The following is a 19,264-nucleotide window of genomic DNA, read 5'->3' on the forward strand; positions in this document are numbered from 1 at the left end:
ATTCCCTCGTTATTGATTTATCTTAATTTCATTCGTTGCCTGGGGGCTATGATGTGAAACTCGATTTCTATTTGTTGCAATAATTTTTATTGCTTCAACCAAAGCAGGTCCTTCCAATTCTTGTACTCTGGTTTTCAAAATCTCTGGAGTATCGTTGACTAGAACAGGACATTTTTTTTGCAAAATAATAGGGCCCGCATCTACTTGCGCGGTAACAAAATGTACAGTGCATCCTGTTTCAATCTCGGCACCATCTAAAACGGCTTGGTGAACATCGAGATTCATTAAGCCTGCATAAGCAGGCAATAAGGACGGGTGAATATTGATTATTTTATTTTCCCAGTGGCTGACAAATTCGGCGGATAAGATGCGCATATAACCAATTAATACAACAAGCTCTATTTGATGGAGTTTAAGTATTTTGGACAGCTCATGATCAAAGTCGATGCGACTTAAGCCTTGCGGATTAACGAATATGGGTTTAATGCCAAAACTCGTAGCTTTTTCCAAAATGAGCGCATCTGCTTTATTGCTTAAGACCAACTCGATAGACGCGGATAAATGCTGTTGATTTATTGCAGCAACAAGAGTATTTAGATTAGTGCCTCGAGTTGAACCGAGGACGGCAATGCGAATCATGAGGAGCGTATCCTTTGCATGTGGTCGATGCGTTGCTGAATTAATTTTTTTGTGCCTATATCCTGACGATGAAATAAAGGACCTTCAATTAACGAAATTTCATCTTCAGCATTCATTTCTGCAGCAAAAATTGAATCGGCAATGCCGACATAGGCGGCAGTGCGTGAACCTTCAGCAATAATTTGCTGATCAACCTGATTTACCGAAGAAAGATACAAATGGTCTTGGCATACTACCTTTGAGAAATCTACAGCAAAGTTTTTCTTTGGTGCATCAGGATAGCCTTCCGGAACCGTATATTTACAAACAGTAGCCTGTTTTGCGAATTTGACTTTATCTTCAGTGAGGTTGTTGTTGACCATGGCTTGACATATGGCAACAAAATCGGACTCCAAAATGGATAACACGTTTAACGCTTCAGGATCACCAAAGCGGGCATTGAATTCGATGACATAAACTCCATTTTTGGTGGAAATAAAACTACCATATAAAATGCCAATATACTGTTCATCACATTCAACAGACAAAGCCTGAAAGACTGCCTTGTTAATCGCTAGGGCTTCTTGTACCTCATTTGAGGTTAAAAAAGGCAAACGATGATCGGTATCTGAATAACTTCCCATACCACCGGTATTGGGTCCTTTGTCCCCGTTATAAGCGCGTTTATGATCTTGTACTAAAGGCATGGGAATCAGTTTTTTTCCGTCAGCAAAACACATGAAGGAAAATTCTTGTCCAATGAGTTTTTCTTCAATAAGAATCGTCTGTTTTTTATCGAGAATTTCCTGGCAAAAACATAAGGCTTCAGAAATTGAATGCAGATGTTCTCCTGCAACTTTTACCCCTTTACCTCCCATCAAGCCATTTGCTTTAATCACATAATTGCCTTCGCCGAGTTCATTAAGAAATGTTTCAACGTGATTAAGCGTTGCGAATTTTTGATAACACGGCAAACCGGCGATGTGATATTTTTGCATGAGATCACGGGCAAATTCTTTAGAGGTTTCTATTTGTGCCAATACTTTTTTCGGGCCAATCGTAGGGATTCCTGCTTGCCATAATGCATCTGCCATTCCTTTTTCAAGCGGTGCCTCTGGTCCAATAATTGCTAATTCAATCCCCCAGAGCTTTGCCATGGACACTACTGCAGTGCAATCGGTAATATCACCCGCACAATATTGAGCGGTTAGTTTGTGGATTCCTGGATTGATTGCTGTTCCATAACAATACAAGGAAGTATTTTGTGGGGAACGATGTAATGCTTTGATTAGTGCATGTTCTCGTGCGCCAGAACCGATAACAAGAATGTTCATTCAATCATGTCCTCTTTTTTTGCAGGGGGGCTTAGCCTGCTTGTTTCTCGCTGTAGCTCGAGCTGTTTCATTTTTTCTGCAGTTAATTTTTTACAAAAATAATCGCCGTCCATACATGCCATGCAAGGCTTTTTGATTTGGTGTTCGCCACGACGGGTTACTGCTTCAATCAAATCTTCATGAGACTGATAGAGTAACACATCAACACCAAGGTAAGCCGCAATTTCATCTTCACTTTGATTGGCGGCAATGAGCTCTTTGCGTGAGGGGATATCAATCCCGCTAAAACAAGGATTTTTAAGTGGTGGAGAAGTAGAGGCGAAATAAATTTTCTTTGCACCAGATTCTCTTACCATTTTGACAATTTCCCGGGAAGTTGTGCCGCGGACAATACTGTCGTCGATAATCATGACTGTTTTATTTTTAATTTCAGTTTGCTGTGGGGTAAGCTTGTAACGGATATTACGACTTCTTGCCTTTTGATTGGGCATGATAAACGTACGGCCAATAAAAGGATTTTTATAGAGTCCTTCAGAATATCTGACTCCTAATTCATGTGCAAAAGATAAGGCTGCAGTATTTGCAGTGAAAGGGGCTGGAATTACGATATCGGGTATGAGATCAGGGTATTTTTTCTTCCACTGAAGTGCCAAATTTTGTCCCATACGTAGACGTGCCCGGTAGACGCTTACGTTATTGAGCGTTGCATCGGGACGGGCAAAATAAACATACTCAAACACACAAGGTTTAAACTCTTCAGCTTTCAGAACCCGACGGTGTAATGTTCCGTTAAGATCCACATAGGCGACTTCACCAGGTAAAATATCTCCCTTGGGTTCAAAGCCTAAGGCATAAAAAGGGGTGGTTTCTGATGCGAAAATAGTGTCTATGGTTCCATCTGGATTTTCACGCGTCCCCCATACTAAAGGGCGAATACCATGAGGATCACGAAAAGCAACAAGTCCCTTGCCAATAATCACAGATACAATGGAATACGCCCCTTCAATTCGTTCAAAAATATGTGACACTGCTTGGGTCAGCAGTTCGAAAAAGCTGTCATTATTTTCTTCATTACTGGGGGCATTACTGGCCAGATTATCCGCAAGTATAAGTAATAACGCCTCGGAATCAAGTGTAGAATTAAGATGACGATGTTGTTTTAAACGAATCTCATCTGCCAGTTCTGGATAATTGGACAGATTGCCATTATGAGCAAGCGCAATGCCTCGCGGACTTCCTATCCATAATGGCTGGACATCAGTTTCCGAATAGCCACCTGCAGTAGGATAGCGGACATGACCAATACCTATATTTCCTTGTAGTTTAGGGACGTTATCAGAATTAAAAATTTCGCGTACCAAGCCTAATCCATGTTTTGTATAGAAACGCTGATCACAGGTCAAGATGCCAGCAGCATCTTGTCCTCGATGCTGCAAGTGAATCAAGCTCTCATACAATTCGGAAGCTACTGGTTCATGGCTGTAAATACCTACTATCCCACACATTTGATTATGCTACCCTAAGTAATTTGCAATATGACGCATGATCCGTTGCTCAGCAGGTTCTTTATGTTCAGCAAAACTGAACTTTTTACCCGTGATTCGTTCATACAACTGAATATAGCGTGATGAGAGTTCTTCAATTAATTCTTGTGGTGCTTGTGGAAGTTGCTCATCGTGATAAGGATCTGAGTTTTTTGCAAACCATAACCGTAAAAATTCCTTATCAATATTTTCTGGCTCCAGTCCAGCTGCAATGCGTTCTTGGTAGCTGTCAGCCAACCAATAACGGCTGGAGTCAGGTGTATGAATTTCGTCAACAACAATAATTTTCCCTTGCGCATCGCGGCCGAACTCATATTTGGTATCTACTAAAATCAAGCCATGATTTTTAGCAATTTCAGCGCCGTGCTCGTAGAGTTTAAGGGCCAAAGCACTGGCTTCTAGCCAATCCTCTTCAGTCATCCATCCTCCAGAAACAATTTCAGTCGGAGCAATTGGACGATCGTGGATTTTTTCTTTGGTTGTCGGAGTTAAAACAGCTTGCTCCAGTTTTTGATTTTTACTTAGTCCTTCAGGAAAGGTAATTCCACAATAGTTACGTACTCCATTTTGATATTGAGTCCATAAAGAAGTACTGGTCGTGCCGCTGATATAACCTCTGACTACAAACTCAATCGGAAAAACAGTACATTTTTTGGCAATAACGACATTCGGATCAGGAACAGCAATAATGTGGTTAGGGATAAGGTTTTTTGTTTGTTCAAACCACCAGGCACTGGTTAAATTGAGTACCGCTCCTTTATAGGGGATGAGTGCGAGATGTCTATCAAAGGCTGTGAGTCTGTCCGTAGTAATGAGCATGATGGCATCACCAAGATCATACGAATCTCTCACTTTTCCTTGATATTTTTTCCCTACAGGAAGATTCGTTTGATCGAGGCAAAAAGCTAAAGCTTCGCGAATTTCATTGTCATAACGAGTGGTTGTAGCGGTAGCATTCATGAGCATAAGGGTTCCCGATAATGTGAGTTAACAAAATGTGATCTATTAACATAGAAACATTGGTTTCATCGCTGGTAAACTGCCATAAGACACCATGTCTTATTTTATTTATTTTTTGTACTGCATAGTGAGTATTAAGTGTTTGTAATGTTTGTTGTCCTTTCAAGTCTTCTTTTGCGCGCACCAGATAAGCTAAAGCATTTTGCGAGTCAAGCTCGTTTGCGACAACTTCGCGCTCTTTCCGATCGGAATACAAAAGTCCAGTATTTTTGAGTTGGGTAAACTGTTCTGCAGAATCACATTCTACTTCCCAATGCTCAAATCGATTCACCGTTACTGGAAAACCTAATCGTCTTAACGTTTTTTGTACGGTCAACGCCTGGTTATCGGTGATAATCAGTTTGACGAGGCATATATGGCTGCTTGGGATTTTGTTGAAGTTTTGGGGGTTGACCGGCATTCCGTCCCGCGACTTGTTCGCGGGATCCAATTCTGGACTCCGCGGGCTAGTCGTGGAGGCGGAGCTTAGGCTGATTGGAACGACTGCTCCTTCACCCAGGCTATATTGATGTTCCTTTATATAATCACGCATGGACGCAAAAATAGGATCACCATTAATCGTGCGCTCAGGATGAGGCATCATGGCCATGACGTTCCCAGCCTGATTGGTGATTGCAGCAATATTACCTGCAGAGCCATTTGGATTAATGGGGAAATTATCAATGACATTTCCTTGGGCATCACAATATTGAAATAAATTTAAGCCGTGTTTTTCGATTTCTTTTAATAGAAAATCCGGCATAAGAAACCGTCCTTGCGCATGGGCAATAGGAAGATGAACTAAATCTGTAGTTTTAAGATAACGGGTAAACGCATTATGTTGATGATTTTCTGCCAAGCGCATATGCACCCAGGAATTATAAAAACCTGTTCCTACTATTTTTCCATTGGCAATACGCTTGTTTTCTGTGAGCGACATTCTGATATCATTCTGATTGAAACCGGGTACTAAACCCGATTCAACGAGTATTTGCGCGCCATTACAGATGCCTACTACGGGCTTACCTTTTTCGCTTTGTGATTTGACTTCTTGAATTACCGGATCAAGTGCTGCAATAATTCCTGCGCGGGAGCGATCTTCATAGGAAAAACCCCCAATAAGAATATAACCATCCAGGTTACGTAATTTCTCTAAGGATTCATTCCACAAGAACTCAACAGGCTCCATGCCTACACGTTTTACAGCAAGCGCTGTTTCGCGTTCACAATTGGATCCTGGAAATTGAATTAAGCCAATGCGTATCATAACAGCTTCACCTTTTGCTCTCCTCTTACGACCTGTCCAATTTCATAAAGAGGGAAAGTAGGAAAATCACGGAGAACTTCGCGAACAGCAGAGAGTGTTTCTGGTGCTATAAAAAGTAATAAACCTGCACCCATATTAAAGGTACGATACATGTGCTCGTCATCCAGATGCCCTAACTTGCGTAATAAACTAAATATAGGCAGTTCGGGAATTTGTTTTTTATGGATTTCCACAGCACAATGTTTGGGTAAAATACGCGGAATATTTTCCAGTAACCCGCCACCTGTTATGTGTGCCATTCCTTTAATAGGAATGCTTTTTTCCAAAAGACTTAAAACAGGCCGGGTGTAGTTCAGATGAGGTATTAAAAGTTCTTCACCAATGCTGTGGGAAAAATCTTGAAATTGCGACTCAACCTTATAGCCGGCAACATCAAAGAGCAGCTTTCTTGCGAGTGAATAACCATTGGTATGCAAACCACTTGAAGGAAAGGTGACTACAAGATCGCCTTCACAAATCTCTTTTCCTTCAATCGCCTTATTTTTTTCTACGACCCCTGTGACAACACCGACCAAATCAAGCTCGCCTGGAAGATAGGTACCTGGCATTTCAGCCGTTTCACCACCAACTAAAGAAATGTGGTTTTCTTTACAGGCTTTGACCATGCCGCTAATGATCTGTTCGATGACTTCCGGGTTTAATTTATCGTTGGCAATATAATCAAGCAGGGTAAGCGGCTTTGCTCCCAAAACAATAATGTCGTTTGTGGTGGCACTTACTAAATCAATACCAATGGTATCAAATTTTTGCATCATTTTGGCGACCATCATTTTAGTACCAACACCATCAATGCTTTGCACAAGAACAGGATGCTCATAATCTTGCAGCAGGTTTTTGAGATCATACATGGCACCGAAACTGCCAATTCCGGTAAGTACTCGCGACGAAAAAGTGCTTTCTACCGCTTTTTTAATGCTACGAACTGCTTCATTACCTGCTTCAATATCTACACCTGCAGCTTTATAATCAATAATTGACATTATATGAGCCTCTCAACTAAACCATTTTTCCAGGCAGTTTTGGCTGCACTGATTGATAGATTGATAACCGAATTCATTATCAAGTTTGGGGTTGCTGTTGTTTCACCTATGGATAGAAACGGTATAGAATGTTTATGAAATATTTGTTCCAGCGTGCTTACTTTTTCCGGAGAGACTTCGAGAATAAATCCTCCACTCTCCGAAAACAGTTTTTTATCATTGGGTAAATCACCGGGAATAAAAACATTCACCCCAATTTCATTTTTAAAACTCATTTCTGCAAGAGCAACTGCAATGCCGCCTTCGGAAATATCATGTGCTGACAATACCAGACCTGCTTGTATGGCTGCATGTACTGCTGAGATTTCATCAGCAAATGCAGCAAGTTCTGGCTTGGGTAATTGACTGCCCAGTTGATGATGTAATTGGTAATACACGCTGCCGCCACATTCGTCTTTGCGTGCTCCAATCATTAAAAGCACTGAATGAGTCTGTTTGAAATCATAAGTAATTGTTTTGGAGAAATCACTAACCGCGCCAATGCAGCTGATGATGGGGCTCGGTGGAATTGCACCATGAGTCGATTCATTATAAAGAGATACGTTGCCTGAGATAATGGGTAGACTTACGTTACGATCGGTAAACATTTTTACGGCATCACATGCATCTACTATGCCGCGTACTGAATCAACAAACTCGCCCATTTGTTCGGCATTCTCAGGATTACCAAAACACAGGCAGTCCGTTAGAGCAAGAGGCCATGCGCCCACTGCAATGATGTTACGCACTGATTCAACAACTGCATTAACCGCACCCCAATATGCGTCAATTTTGTTATAACGCGGATTATGATCGACAGATAAAGCAACAGCGGTTTGCCGAATTTCTTGCGGATATTTATCCTCATTAAATGGAGTAATTACTCCAGCATCGGCCCATCCTGGCTCAACAAGTGAACGACCTTGAACCTGTTTGTCATAACTATCATAAATAGGCGCGCGTGACGCAATGTTTTCATGAGCAAGTAAACTGAGCAGTTCTGCATTGAAATCGCTTATTGAAAAATGTTCTGGTTCACTATAAATGCTGTGTTTCGCACTGAACGGGCGATCATAAAGAATTCCCTTAGTAATATCTTCTGCTCGTGCAGAAACAATTTCTTTTCCCTGTGCCTTCACAACATATAAGCCATCATTTCTTATTTGGCCTACAACAGTTGCCTGTGCCCCATCACAGATTTCTGGAAGTGCAAAACGCTCGTTGTAATGTTTTAGGAAGGTATCAACCAATTCTTGGGGAACAACCCACATAAAACGTTCCTGAGTTTCAGAACATAAGACGACAGCAGGCAATAAATTATTCATGCTGGTTGGAACAAGATCAAGATTGATTTCTGCTCCATATCCACTTGCTTCTGCCAATTCAACGCTGGCGCAAGCAATTCCTCCTGCCCCCAAGTCTTTGAATCCAACGCGATCGATTAGATTTTTTGTGCGCAGGAATTCAAACATAGCGTAATTGGCTTTAAGGATATGGCGTTGTAAAAAGGCATTAGGTTCTTGTACCGCCCCTTTATTTTGTTCTTGTTGTTCTTCACTTAGTGTTGCTGAAGCAAAAGCCGCGCCGCCAAAACCGCTGTTATCTGTAGGTTTGCCAACTAATATAAATTGATACCCTTCTGCATTGGTTGGCGCATAGGAATGAATAATATGATCTTCTCTGACGACACCTAAAGTGACTACAGTGACCAGGCAGTTTTCATTATAGGCTTCATCATAATAAGTATCACCGCCTAAATTGGGAATGCCAAGGGGATTCGCATAGCCTGCGATTCCTTGAACTACTCCTTGATGTATCCATTTTGTTTTGGGACGATTAATATCGCCAAAGCGCAAACTGTCGGCAACGGCGATGACTTCCGCTCCCATACAACAAACATCACGTACATTCCCGCCTACTCCTGTTGCTGCACCTTCAAAGGGCACGAGTTGCGAGGGGTGGTTATGGGATTCATGGCTCACCACGATGCCATAGCGTCTGTTTTGTTTATCCGTTGCTACAGCAACAATTCCCGCATCTTCTTTAGGGCCAAGAATGACGTGGGGCGCTTTAGTATTAAATTGGTTAAGGTGCTTACGACTGCTTTTATAAGAACAATGTTCAGAGCCCTGGATGGACCATAAGATACATTCTGCATAAGTTGGTGGTCGCTTTAATAAGGAATTCTGAATGGTAAGGGCTTCATCAGGAGTTAGGCGCACGCTAAAACGTTGGAGTAATTTGGCTATTTCCTCCAAGGAGAGCTTAGAAAAATCAAAACAATCCGGGGTTTCTTGCATTTTAGGGGTCTGATCTATAGCTAAAACATCACCAATTTTAATTGTTTTTTGCTTATAAAGCAATACATTATTTGCATTTACTTGACAATTTGGTCAAAAATTCACAAATTTTAAGCGCACAAACTATCTCCTGGGTGAATACGTCAGCCGTAACCCGGGTGTATACAACTGCGTACTTGGATTCTGGCTGCGCGCCATCACCCAGGCTGCATTTGATAAAGAAATGAATACGTTAGGATTGTTTCGATTCCTCCCACAATTTTTCAACAATGTGCGGATTTGCCAAAGTGGATATATCACCCAACTCATCCAGGTTCTGGATTTCTTGACTTGCAATTTTGCGCAAGATGCGTCGCATGATTTTCCCCGAGCGTGTTTTAGGTAAATCATTAACAATATGAATGACATCAGGTTTTGCGATAGGTCCTATTTCTTTATTGACCTGTTGGATTAACTGGTCTTTCAAAGTGTCATCAGCAGTGAAATCCTGTTTTAAAATAACATAGGCGTAAATGCCTTGGCCTTTAAGATCATGGGGGGTACCTACTACAGCTGCTTCAGCAACAGCAACGTGGCTCACTAGAGCGCTTTCGATTTCTGCAGTACCTAAGCGATGTCCTGATACGTTAATCACATCATCTATCCGTCCTGTAATCCAATAATCACCATCTTCATCTCGTTTTGCACCATCTCCTGTTATGTAATAACCATGGTGTAAATAAGTCATGCAATAACGTTGGTGATCGCCTGCAATGGTTCTGGCCATCGAAGGCCAAGGATATTTGATTGCTAAAAACCCTTCACCAGCCCCAGTTATTTCGTGACCATATTCATTGAGTAATACAGCAACGATGCCTGGAATTGGTTGACGCGCTGATCCCGGTTTTTTAATCGAATCATCGGCTCGGGGACTAATCATTATAGAGCCGGTTTCAGTTTGCCACCAGGTATCCACTATGGGGCATCTGCTTTGCCCTACTTTTTGATAATACCATTGCCATGCTTCAGGATTAATGGGCTCTCCTACAGATCCCAGTAATCGTAAGGAACGCCGAGAACTGGAAGCTAACCATTCGTCACCTGAACGCATTAAGGCGCGTATCGCTGTGGGTGCAGTATAAAACACATTTACCTGATGCTTATCAACGATTTGCCAATTCCTGGAGGAATCAGGCCAGGTGGGAACTCCTTCATAAAGCAAGGTTGTAATTCCATTACAAAGAGGGCCGTATACTACATAGCTATGCCCTGTAACCCATCCTATATCTGCAGTACACCAAAATACTTCATTTTTTTGACAATTAAAGATTAATTGATGTGTATACGCTGTCTGAACTAGATATCCTCCTGTTGTATGGACCACTCCTTTAGGTTGGCCAGTGCTTCCAGAGGTGTACAATATAAATAGAGGATCCTCTGCATCCATGGGTTCGGGATCGCAGTATGTGCTGACTTTGTCTTTGAGTTCATGCCACCAATAATCTTTATTTTTATCAAAGGTAATAGAATCATCACTCGTTTTTATGATGAGTCTTTGTAAAGGTAAATCATGGCATGCCTCATCAACCTGTTTCTTTAAAGCAATTATTTTTCCGCCTCGGCTGAAATGATTTGCGGTGATGAGGCAAGTACATTCGGAGGCGATTAAGCGTTGTCTTAATGCGTGGGCGGAAAAACCGGCAAAGATGACCGTATGTACTGCACCAATACGCGTACAAGCAAGCATGGCAATTGCTGCTTCAGGGATCATGGGTAAATAGATTGCTACTTTATCCCCTTTTTTTACCTTTAAATGTTTAAGCACATTACTCATGCGGCAAACTTCAGCATGTAACTCAGCGAATGTCAGGGTTTTCTGTTGGGTTGGATCATCTCCTTCCCAAATAATTGCTGCTTGATTCGCTTTTTGAGGTAAATGTCTGTCTAAACAATTCATGCTGGCATTCAATGTTCCACCTTTAAACCAGGTTACATCACCGTGTTTTAATCCCCCAGTGAGTACTGTGTCCCAAGGTTGAAGCCAATCCATGGTTTGTTGGGCCACTTCAGACCAAAACTCGGTTATTGAATCTTCTGTTGGCGTTAATTTGGGATTGAGCAAATGATCATGCATATTATACCTCTTCAGTTCGTGAAATCAGTTTAATAATTGCAGAAAAATCGGCATCACCCAGGCCTTGGTCAATAAAATGCTGATAAATTGCTGTCGCTTTAGCCCCTAAAGGAGTGCTCACATTGACTGAGTGTGCTGAATCTTGACTGAGCAGCAGATCCTTTAGCATCATTGCTGCAGCAAATCCAGGTTTGTAATCATTATTGGCAGGAACATTTTCCAAAACTCCCGGTACAGGTGCATATTTGGTCATTGCCCAGCATTGTCCTGATGCATTACTCACTACTTCAAAGAGTTTTTGCGGAGACAGTTGCAGTTGTTCTGCAAGGATAAACGCTTCCGATATAGCTATCATGGAGATCCCGAGGATCATATTATTACATATTTTCGCGGCTTGCCCGCTTCCTGCACCGCCAGTGTGAATTATTTTTTGCCCCATAGCAGCCAGGATAGGTTTTGCAGTATGAAACGCGTCTTCCTCACCGCCAACCATGAATGTTAGTGTGCCTGCTCCTGCACCAGAGACTCCCCCGGATACTGGCGCATCAACGACTTGCAAATGGTGTTGCTTGGCCAGATTATGGAGTTCACGTGAGCTGTTGACGTCTATGGTGGAGCAATCAATATATAACGCTCCTTTTTTTGCCACTTGGAACAATCCATTATTGCCATGACAAACATGTAACACTTGTTGTCCATTTTGCAGCATGGTAATCAATACATCTTTTTCTTTGGCGGCTTCATGCGCGTTTTGAGCGATCAGACCACCTGAATGGGAAAAATGCTGTAAAGCGGATTGCTGTAGGTCATATCCAGTAACTTGATGCCCGCCTTTAAGGAGATTGATGGCCATAGGTAAGCCCATATTCCCTAGTCCCACAAATCCTATTTTTGCCATTGAATTCTCCGTGTTATGTACCAATGTAGCCTGGGTGAAGGCAAAGCCATAACCTGGGGAGTTTAAGTGATAAACCGGGTTACGGCTCCGGCCCCAGGCTACATTAATTATTCTATTGTTTTAATCATGCGTTGGCATAATAAAAGCACTTTCATTGATTTCACTCACAGGCCATTTACTGGTAACTGTTTTGCGTCGGGTATAGAAGTTGATGCTTTCTTGTCCATGCATGTTGGTGTCGCCAAAAGAAGAATGTTTCCAACCGCCAAAAGGATGATTGGCAACCGGAACGGGAATAGGAATATTGATCCCCACCATGCCAACTTGAACGCGTTGGCTGTATTCACGAGCGCTAAATCCATCGCGGGTGAAAATTGCAGTTCCATTGCCGTACTGATTTCTATTTACCAAGGCAAGGGCTTCATCAAAATGATCGGCACGAACAATCACTAGAACCGGACCAAAAATTTCATTTTGATAGATAGACATATCTTCATGAACATGATCAAACAAACATGGGCCCATGAAGAAACCCTGTGGATGTTCGGAATGTTTAAATGTTCTGCCATCAATGATTAATTTTGCTCCTTCACTTACTCCCTTATCTACGGCTGCCAAGACTTTTTCTCGATGCGTTGCGCTAATCAATGGCCCCATATCGGTATTAGGTGCATCACCTGCATTGATGCGGGTTGCTTTGATTTGCGGTGTCATTTTTGCAATTAAGGCATCCGCTGTATGCTCACCTACAGTAACTACAACAGAAATGGCCATGCATCGTTCGCCTGCAGAACCATACGCTGCACCTACAATCGCAGCAGCAGCTTGATCCAGATCCGCATCAGGCATTACGATACAATGGTTTTTCGCCCCGCCAAATGTATGCGCGCGTTTTCCATAAGATGTTGCAGTAGTATAAATGTGTTGGGCAACAGGTGTAGAAGCAACTGCAGTAAAGGCAGCAATGTCTGGATGAGCGAGTAGCTGGTCTACTGTCGTTTTATCACCATGCACGCAGTTGGCAACGCCATCTGGAAGTCCGGCGTCACTTAATAATTCCAACAACCGGACAGGGGCAGAAGGGTCTTGTTCCGAGGGTTTCAAGATAAAGGTGTTGCCGCAAGCAATCGCTGGAATCATCATCCATACAGGAACCATAACTGGGAAATTAAAAGGAGAAACACCTGCACACACACCTATGGGTTGCCTTAATGTATGACAATCAATTCCATTGGTTACGTCAGCGGAAAAAGCTCCTTGAAGTTGATTGACCAGGCCGCAATGTAATTCCACTACTTCAATAGCACGTGCTACAGAACCTTTGGCATCATCTAAAGTCTTACCATGTTCGCGAGTGATGATGCGTGCAAGATCCGGTTGGTTTTTTTCTAATAAATCGCGGAACTTAAAAAGGATTCGTGCTCTTTTAATTGCTGGGGTTTGTGCCCATCCTATCTCTGCTTCTTTAGCAGTGGCAACTGCTTTATCACAAAGTGATTTGGATGCAAAATGAACTTGGCCGACTACTTCTCCCAGAGCTGGATTATAAATAGAGTGGCTTGTAGTATTCTCATTGATTAATTGGCCACCAATATAATGTTGAACAATGTAGCTCATTAGCAAACTCCTTTTTATTATTTTTATCAAATTAAGTGATTATTGTAATTGTTTCATGGAATTATTTATACAATAATAACGAAGAGATTAGGACTAAAATAACCTCTTTTTGAATCGCTTTTGTACCGGCGTTATTTTGAACTGGGGTAAGTAGTTAAGGAAATTAATCGATGGGAAAAGGAATTATTTTACGTGTACCTTATGGTACCGAATTACCACACGAAGTACTCCAGGCCTTAGAAATTCGCTTTCCTGGTTATATTCTCGAAGCTTACCACCAGAAGCCCGATAATCACCGCAGTTATGAGCGACGGATTAACAGTTTTCGTAATGCGTTCTCCTTTCTTCTTGACGCATACCCCCTGCCTCCGCAGAGCAGCTTTTTAGCTAAAGGCACTTTAGAAGAGTATGTTGTTGAATGTAAAGATAGGGCGTTGGAAGCAAAAGGCTCCACGGAAGAATTGCATAAGGAGCTGGAACGATACACCGCCCAATTACTTGAAGTGATTGCTTTGGCATGGGGTACTTCTATTAAAGAAGCAATCGAGATTTTGAACGAAGCGGAGCAATATGACTTAATGCGTCGTGGGCGCTCTGATCTGGCAACATTAATGCCCATGAAGCTGGGAGAGGATGACTATATTATCCAGCTCGACGAGTCACTTTCTCCTTACTACGATCAAGTTCTAAATGAATTAAAGCAAATAAAAAAAGAAAGATATCCGAAAACTCCACCCTGGTTTTATACTCTTAATGAGCATCAACAAGCTTATTTTTGCAATCTGGATCGAAAAATTGAAAGCCCCACTGAAGTGGTCCATGATTTTAATGATTTCTTATTTAATTGGGATTCAATAAAAAAGAAAGCAATCAGTTTGACTACAGACCTACAACAAATTGCTGCGGGATCTTCACCGCTTCCTTTATGGTTTAATCAACTGAGCCCGCACCTGCGAGAAATGATGCGAATTTTGGCGGCTGATCCTTATACTGTGGATAAAAAATTAGACAAGTTTAAAAAACTGCTCACCTCAGAGAATTTTAAGCTGGAATGCGCTGACACAGTGGGACACATTTCAAGTATTCCACAATGGTATTGGGTATTACCCCATCATCAGCAGTTTTTTCTAGGACATGTACTTAAAGAGTTCGAGCGGGAAGAAGATGCGGTTACCTTTTTATCCAGCCGTCACCGAACGCTGCCTTTACCTGCAAATTATGCTGCCCATAGTTTATTGGCAGTAAGCCGTGAAGGAAAAATTCGTGAACTCTCAAAGAAGCGGTATCGCTCGAGCCATATTGCCACACGCGATGGATTGGAATGGCCACAGGCAGTTCAGGAGCGTCATAGCGATTCAAATCTTGCTAAAGTGATGGAACATTCGAAGTCAGAGCAGCTTCCACTCTTACAAACGCTGATTAGCCCAATTCATGCAGCAGATTATGTGCCGAACTGGATAACGGATTATTTGCCAACACTACCTCCTGATTTAGAGCTGTACAAATTAGCGCGAGCGGCTGTAGAACGGCGAGCAAAAACTCAAGCAATTCTCCAAAACAATCACCCTTATAATATAGCAAAACGGGTTTATTATACTCCGTCGAATGATAAAGACAGTTTGAATTTATTGGCTGTTGCGAAAAAATATGCTTCTTCGACCCCAGGGCTGCAGACGCTTTTGGAGCAATATAAAAGTGTTTTAGAATCAAAACCAGGGACAGCGACGATTTTTGATTATGCAGGCAGAGAATTGTTTTTGAGTTCTTTGGAGCAGCTGATTATTTTGACCCTTGGCGGGCATTCTTATGGTTCTTGTGTGAGTGGCAAGGACAGGAAAGCGATTGAGCTTATCCATACTGATGCCATGATTCTTTATAAAGAACTCTACGGAAGCTGGCCCGTATTTGATGAACTTTCGGATAAAAAAAATCGCATCCGTTTTGTTTCCTTGGTCGTTGATCTTTATATGAGTCGTCATCAGCATGAACATGCAGGGCAGAATGCGCCAGGATCCGAAGGAATAAAAACTCCTGATTGGTATTTACCAGAAGATATAGCCACTGAAATTATCAAGCGTCTGGATAATGAGCGAGCGCTTAAAGAGGATGACCGGATTGCAACCGATAACGAAGTGAAAAATATTTTTATTGGCGGCTCTAAAAAAGTAAAAGAATATTTACTGCCTGGAAATACACTGATTTGTCGTTTGGCCGCGCGACAATTAGGTAAAACAAATTGTAATCGGCTTTATGATGCCTTACATCCATTAATTAATGAGAAAGGCCTGTTTACTCCAATAGACTCGGGTTCCCGTTGGTCTGCAGTGTTCTTTCCTGAGCTGCCGACTAGTCCTGATGGGATATTGAAAATTCTTGATTTAATGCTGAGCCCTTCCTCTGGAAAAGATAATATTGCCCGGATTGAAAAAATATTCCAAATTGCACTAGAGCGGCCTGAGTCAGACGAAAGCCGTACCGAGGCTACTAATTCAGTTTATGGTCGTTTACGCGCATTTTTAAGACCAAATAATGACACTTATCCTGTGTTGGTTGAAAAGACAATAAAAGAATGGCGCGATTTGTTTACTAAGTCCAAAGAGTCATATCTTCAGGAGGTGAATAGTTTATAAGGGAACGTTAGAATGAGGCAAAGCGCGAAGAAATAGGGGAGTCAATATTAAACTAATTTCCGGGATTGCGTTTTGCTTCACCCAACTACAGCTTGAGAAGCTTTAGGGATTTTTTAATCAGAGTAAATGCTCAAGTCCATAGACCAGTGTAGATAATCCCGTTACTTTCTGACATGACAAAACAATCCCAGGCATAAAACTTCGTCGGTCAATGCAGTCATCCGTAATGGTTAGTGTTTCACCTACACTGCCAAAAATGACTTGTTGGCGAGCAATAACACCAGGTAGGCGCAAGGAATGAATATTGACTTCACAGTGTACTCCTCCGCGTGCACCAGGAATTAATTCTTTGAGATTCAATTGATTTTTAGGATTTTTTCGTGCCGCAGCAATCATTTCAGCAGTTTTTAAAGCAGTTCCGGAAGGTGCATCCAGCTTTTGTTGATGATGTGCTTCAATAATTTCTACCTCAGGAAAGTATTCAGCAGCTTTGGCGGCAAAGAGCATCATCAAAACCGCGCTTATAGAGAAATTAGGTACAATAACTCCACCCAGGCGGCTGCTCTTACATAAAGCAGTTAATTCGTTAATTTGGTCAGGAAGGAGTCCAGATGTTCCAATAACAGGATGTGCACCGTGATTGATAATTGTGAGGCTATTTTGATAAACACAATCTGCACGAGTCAGATCAATAACAATTTGAGCTTTAGTGTCTTTGATGGCTTGTGCTAAATTATCTTCTTTGCCAATTTGTGCAACTAATTCAAATTCTTTATGGTTTTGCAGGGTTTCGCAGGCTAGAGCGCCCATTTTTCCTTTAGAACCATTAATAATAACGCGAGTTAACATAGTTCTCCTTTATGAAATAAGTTTATTTTTTTTCTTTTGAGGGGGGGTAGTGTGTTCGCCATGCCCAAATGGTTGCAAAAGGCCATCCAATCACCGTAGCTTGTAAGGCTAAGGAAACAAATGCTGCTCCAGGATTATCATTCATTAGGAACACGATCCATGGAAAAAATACAGCAAGAAATAGCATAAATAATTTGTTTATGAAATTTGTCATATGTGCTCCATACGTCTTCCAATGATATATCTGACGAGACATATCAACGTAAATAATATAACATCAGTGCAGATTAAAGAAATCTTGTTTTTATTATAGGACTATCAGCGCTTATTTTTCTACTTTGATTTTTAGTTTTTATGTGCAATTTCTGAGCACTGTTCAGAGTGCTTGCAAACAATCATTAAACATTGTACATTGTGCGCTCATTCATTAATGTGAATGATTGCATTTCCGGATATGACATTTAATATCTAACAAGGGTACTCTAATGAGAAGACAAGAGCTGCACCCACGCACTGCCGTTATTAATAAAGCTCAAAAAAATAGATCTAAAAAAGCACGAACAGACGCATTGTTATGGCTCGCTGCAAATTTTCCTGCAGCATTTGATAATTCGTTACGAATCCGCCCGTTAAAAGTGGGGATTATGGATGATATTTTGCTTTATGCAGATAAGGCAGAAGAAGTAGGTATTTCTAAAAGTAAATTAAGGGAAGCAGTGGTTTTATTTACGCGACGACTTGATTATTTGGCATGCCTAAAACTGCGCGAAATGCGTGTTGACTTGCACGGTAATGAAATCGGTGCGGTAAGTGAAGAGGAAGCAGAACATGCAGCAGTCAAGATTAAAAAGCGTGTTGAAAAAAGTGTAAGAAACGCTCGTAAAGTTCAAGTAGAAAAAACGCCGACTCAATCCAGTTCGAATCAGCAAAACTCAAGTTTTCAAGCGAAAATAATGAATCAATCACCCCCTGCAGAAGATTATTTTCCTACTTATCCGCTGCGCTCTTCAACGTATAATACTTCAGCACCTGCTCAACCGGCTAAGACAACGGCTGTAGTGGTGAAGCATAAAACCACAAAACAATATGATCCAGATGTTGTAGCACGTTTGAAAGAGAAACTGGGATTGTCTCGGAATGAGAAAAAAGAAGAAATTATTGAATAGTTAATTGATTCATTTAGCAAGTCGCTAAGGTAAAGGCGGATCGCTTTTGGGTTTTACCAGCGCTTCGCTTTCTTCGGTTGCTGCTATATCTGACTTAAAGAAATTATGTGACGTTGCGGCTTGCTTTAATAATTTATTAAATAAATAAGCCAGGAACTCCACGAATGAGCGAAAGCCTGTTACTAAAAGATTTGTATTTTCGATGGTTTTCGGAAATTCTATAGCATTGGCGGCAGGTATTTCTTTCCCACTTTTTTGACTTAATATTTCTAAGCACTGTTTGTTGCCTATTTTTTGAGCGGTTTCGATAATATCCTCGCTAATTAACTCATGTAAATTAAGATTTGGAATATTATTCTCGTAGTAATAAATTAATTTTTCTAAACACTCCCAACTTCCTGATTTAACTACTCTTTTTAGTATTTCTGCTTGAGATTTAACTTCTTCGAGATGTTTTTTAAAATGCACATTGATTTCATGATCCGTGGTAAGGATTATAAATGCTTCTGTTCGTCCAAATTCTAAGGCGAGCCGGCAGGATTCCACCATTGTTTTTTCAGAATCTTTTAAAAGTTTTCTATATGATTCTTCTAACAACATATTAAGAGCTTTCAAGCGGTTATCTCGGGCTGCTAACTGCAGGGCCACATCAGGATTGTTAGCACCTTTTTCAAATAAAAGACCCATTAATTCTGTATCATTTTGTAAGGCAGCCATGGCTAGCGAATCAAAATCATGATTATTGATTCGGACAGCTTTATTAACTTTTTCCTCACCAAGATGTTTAACGATCCATTTTTTACTGGGAAACATAGGATTCGCTGATTTTCCAGGGTGGGAATAGAAATTC

At 41.3% G+C, this 19,264-nt stretch carries 15 protein-coding genes; 2 read left to right on the forward strand and 13 right to left on the reverse strand.

The annotated features are described in order from the left end of the window. Nucleotides 1-9: 9 nt before the first annotated feature. From purN to Ltuc_RS02005, 10 genes are all read right to left on the reverse strand, one after another. Complete coding sequence (gene purN / locus Ltuc_RS01960) at nt 10-639, reverse strand: phosphoribosylglycinamide formyltransferase (RefSeq protein WP_058519681.1); 630 nt, start codon at nt 637-639, stop codon at nt 10-12. Further along, complete coding sequence (gene purD, locus Ltuc_RS01965) at nt 636-1,952, reverse strand: phosphoribosylamine--glycine ligase (protein WP_058519682.1); 1,317 nt, start codon at nt 1,950-1,952, stop codon at nt 636-638. The genes purN and purD overlap by 4 nt, the downstream gene beginning before the upstream one ends. Next, the gene (gene purF / locus Ltuc_RS01970; RefSeq protein ID WP_058519683.1) at nt 1,949-3,457 is read right to left on the reverse strand and encodes an amidophosphoribosyltransferase; all 1,509 of its coding nucleotides are present in this window, start codon (nt 3,455-3,457) and stop codon (nt 1,949-1,951) included. The genes purD and purF overlap by 4 nt, the downstream gene beginning before the upstream one ends. Nucleotides 3,458-3,466: 9 nt before the next feature. Further along, nucleotides 3,467-4,462, reverse strand: a complete 996-nt coding sequence (locus Ltuc_RS01975) for a phosphoribosylaminoimidazolesuccinocarboxamide synthase (RefSeq protein ID WP_058519684.1) — start codon at nt 4,460-4,462, stop codon at nt 3,467-3,469. Further along, nucleotides 4,425-5,762: a phosphoribosylformylglycinamidine synthase I gene (purQ, locus tag Ltuc_RS01980; protein ID WP_058519685.1), complete on the reverse strand. Its 1,338-nt coding sequence runs from the start codon at nt 5,760-5,762 to the stop codon at nt 4,425-4,427. Before purQ ends, Ltuc_RS01975 begins: the two co-directional genes overlap by 38 nt. Beyond that, a complete protein-coding gene (gene purM / locus Ltuc_RS01985; protein ID WP_058519686.1) occupies nt 5,759-6,802 on the reverse strand; it encodes a phosphoribosylformylglycinamidine cyclo-ligase in 1,044 nt (347 codons plus the stop codon). Before purM ends, purQ begins: the two co-directional genes overlap by 4 nt. Continuing rightward, complete coding sequence (purL, locus tag Ltuc_RS01990) at nt 6,802-9,141, reverse strand: phosphoribosylformylglycinamidine synthase subunit PurL (RefSeq protein WP_058521569.1); 2,340 nt, start codon at nt 9,139-9,141, stop codon at nt 6,802-6,804. Before purL ends, purM begins: the two co-directional genes overlap by 1 nt. 232 nt (nt 9,142-9,373) lie before the next feature. Continuing rightward, nucleotides 9,374-11,254 (reverse strand): acetate--CoA ligase, encoded by a 1,881-nt coding sequence (acs, locus tag Ltuc_RS01995; RefSeq protein ID WP_058519687.1) that lies wholly within the window; start codon nt 11,252-11,254, stop codon nt 9,374-9,376. Nucleotide 11,255: 1 nt separating this feature from the next. Then, complete coding sequence (gene mmsB / locus Ltuc_RS02000; RefSeq protein ID WP_058519688.1) at nt 11,256-12,152, reverse strand: 3-hydroxyisobutyrate dehydrogenase; 897 nt, start codon at nt 12,150-12,152, stop codon at nt 11,256-11,258. A gap of 120 nt (nt 12,153-12,272) precedes the next feature. Continuing rightward, nucleotides 12,273-13,769 carry a CoA-acylating methylmalonate-semialdehyde dehydrogenase gene (locus Ltuc_RS02005; protein WP_058519689.1) on the reverse strand — a complete coding sequence of 499 codons (1,497 nt, stop codon included), beginning with the start codon at nt 13,767-13,769 and terminating at the stop codon, nt 12,273-12,275. A gap of 170 nt (nt 13,770-13,939) precedes the next feature. Between Ltuc_RS02005 and Ltuc_RS02010 the strand changes: the two genes are divergently transcribed. Next, a complete protein-coding gene (locus tag Ltuc_RS02010) occupies nt 13,940-16,399 on the forward strand; it encodes a hypothetical protein (protein ID WP_058519690.1) in 2,460 nt (819 codons plus the stop codon). A 117-nt stretch (nt 16,400-16,516) separates the two neighbouring features. Here the strand turns inward: Ltuc_RS02010 and dapB are convergent, their stop codons facing one another. Together dapB and Ltuc_RS02020 are read right to left on the reverse strand one after the other, a co-directional pair. Beyond that, entirely contained in the window at nt 16,517-17,248 is a 732-nt protein-coding gene (gene dapB, locus Ltuc_RS02015) for a 4-hydroxy-tetrahydrodipicolinate reductase (protein ID WP_058519691.1), read from the reverse strand. 22 nt (nt 17,249-17,270) lie between these two features. Continuing rightward, on the reverse strand, nt 17,271-17,462 hold the full coding sequence (locus Ltuc_RS02020) for a hypothetical protein (protein WP_058519692.1): 192 nt from the start codon (nt 17,460-17,462) through the stop codon (nt 17,271-17,273). Nucleotides 17,463-17,733: 271 nt separating this feature from the next. Here Ltuc_RS02020 and Ltuc_RS02025 point away from each other — a divergent pair, with 271 nt between their 5' ends. Next, nucleotides 17,734-18,414: a ProQ/FinO family protein gene (locus tag Ltuc_RS02025; protein ID WP_058519693.1), complete on the forward strand. Its 681-nt coding sequence runs from the start codon at nt 17,734-17,736 to the stop codon at nt 18,412-18,414. A 24-nt stretch (nt 18,415-18,438) separates the two neighbouring features. Here Ltuc_RS02025 and Ltuc_RS02030 read toward each other — a convergent pair whose 3' ends face one another. Next, complete coding sequence (locus Ltuc_RS02030) at nt 18,439-19,131, reverse strand: hypothetical protein (protein ID WP_133138374.1); 693 nt, start codon at nt 19,129-19,131, stop codon at nt 18,439-18,441. Between the last annotated feature and the right edge of the window lie 133 nt (nt 19,132-19,264).

This window comes from Legionella tucsonensis, assembly GCF_001468035.1.
Classification (GTDB): Bacteria; Pseudomonadota; Gammaproteobacteria; order Legionellales; family Legionellaceae; genus Legionella; species Legionella tucsonensis.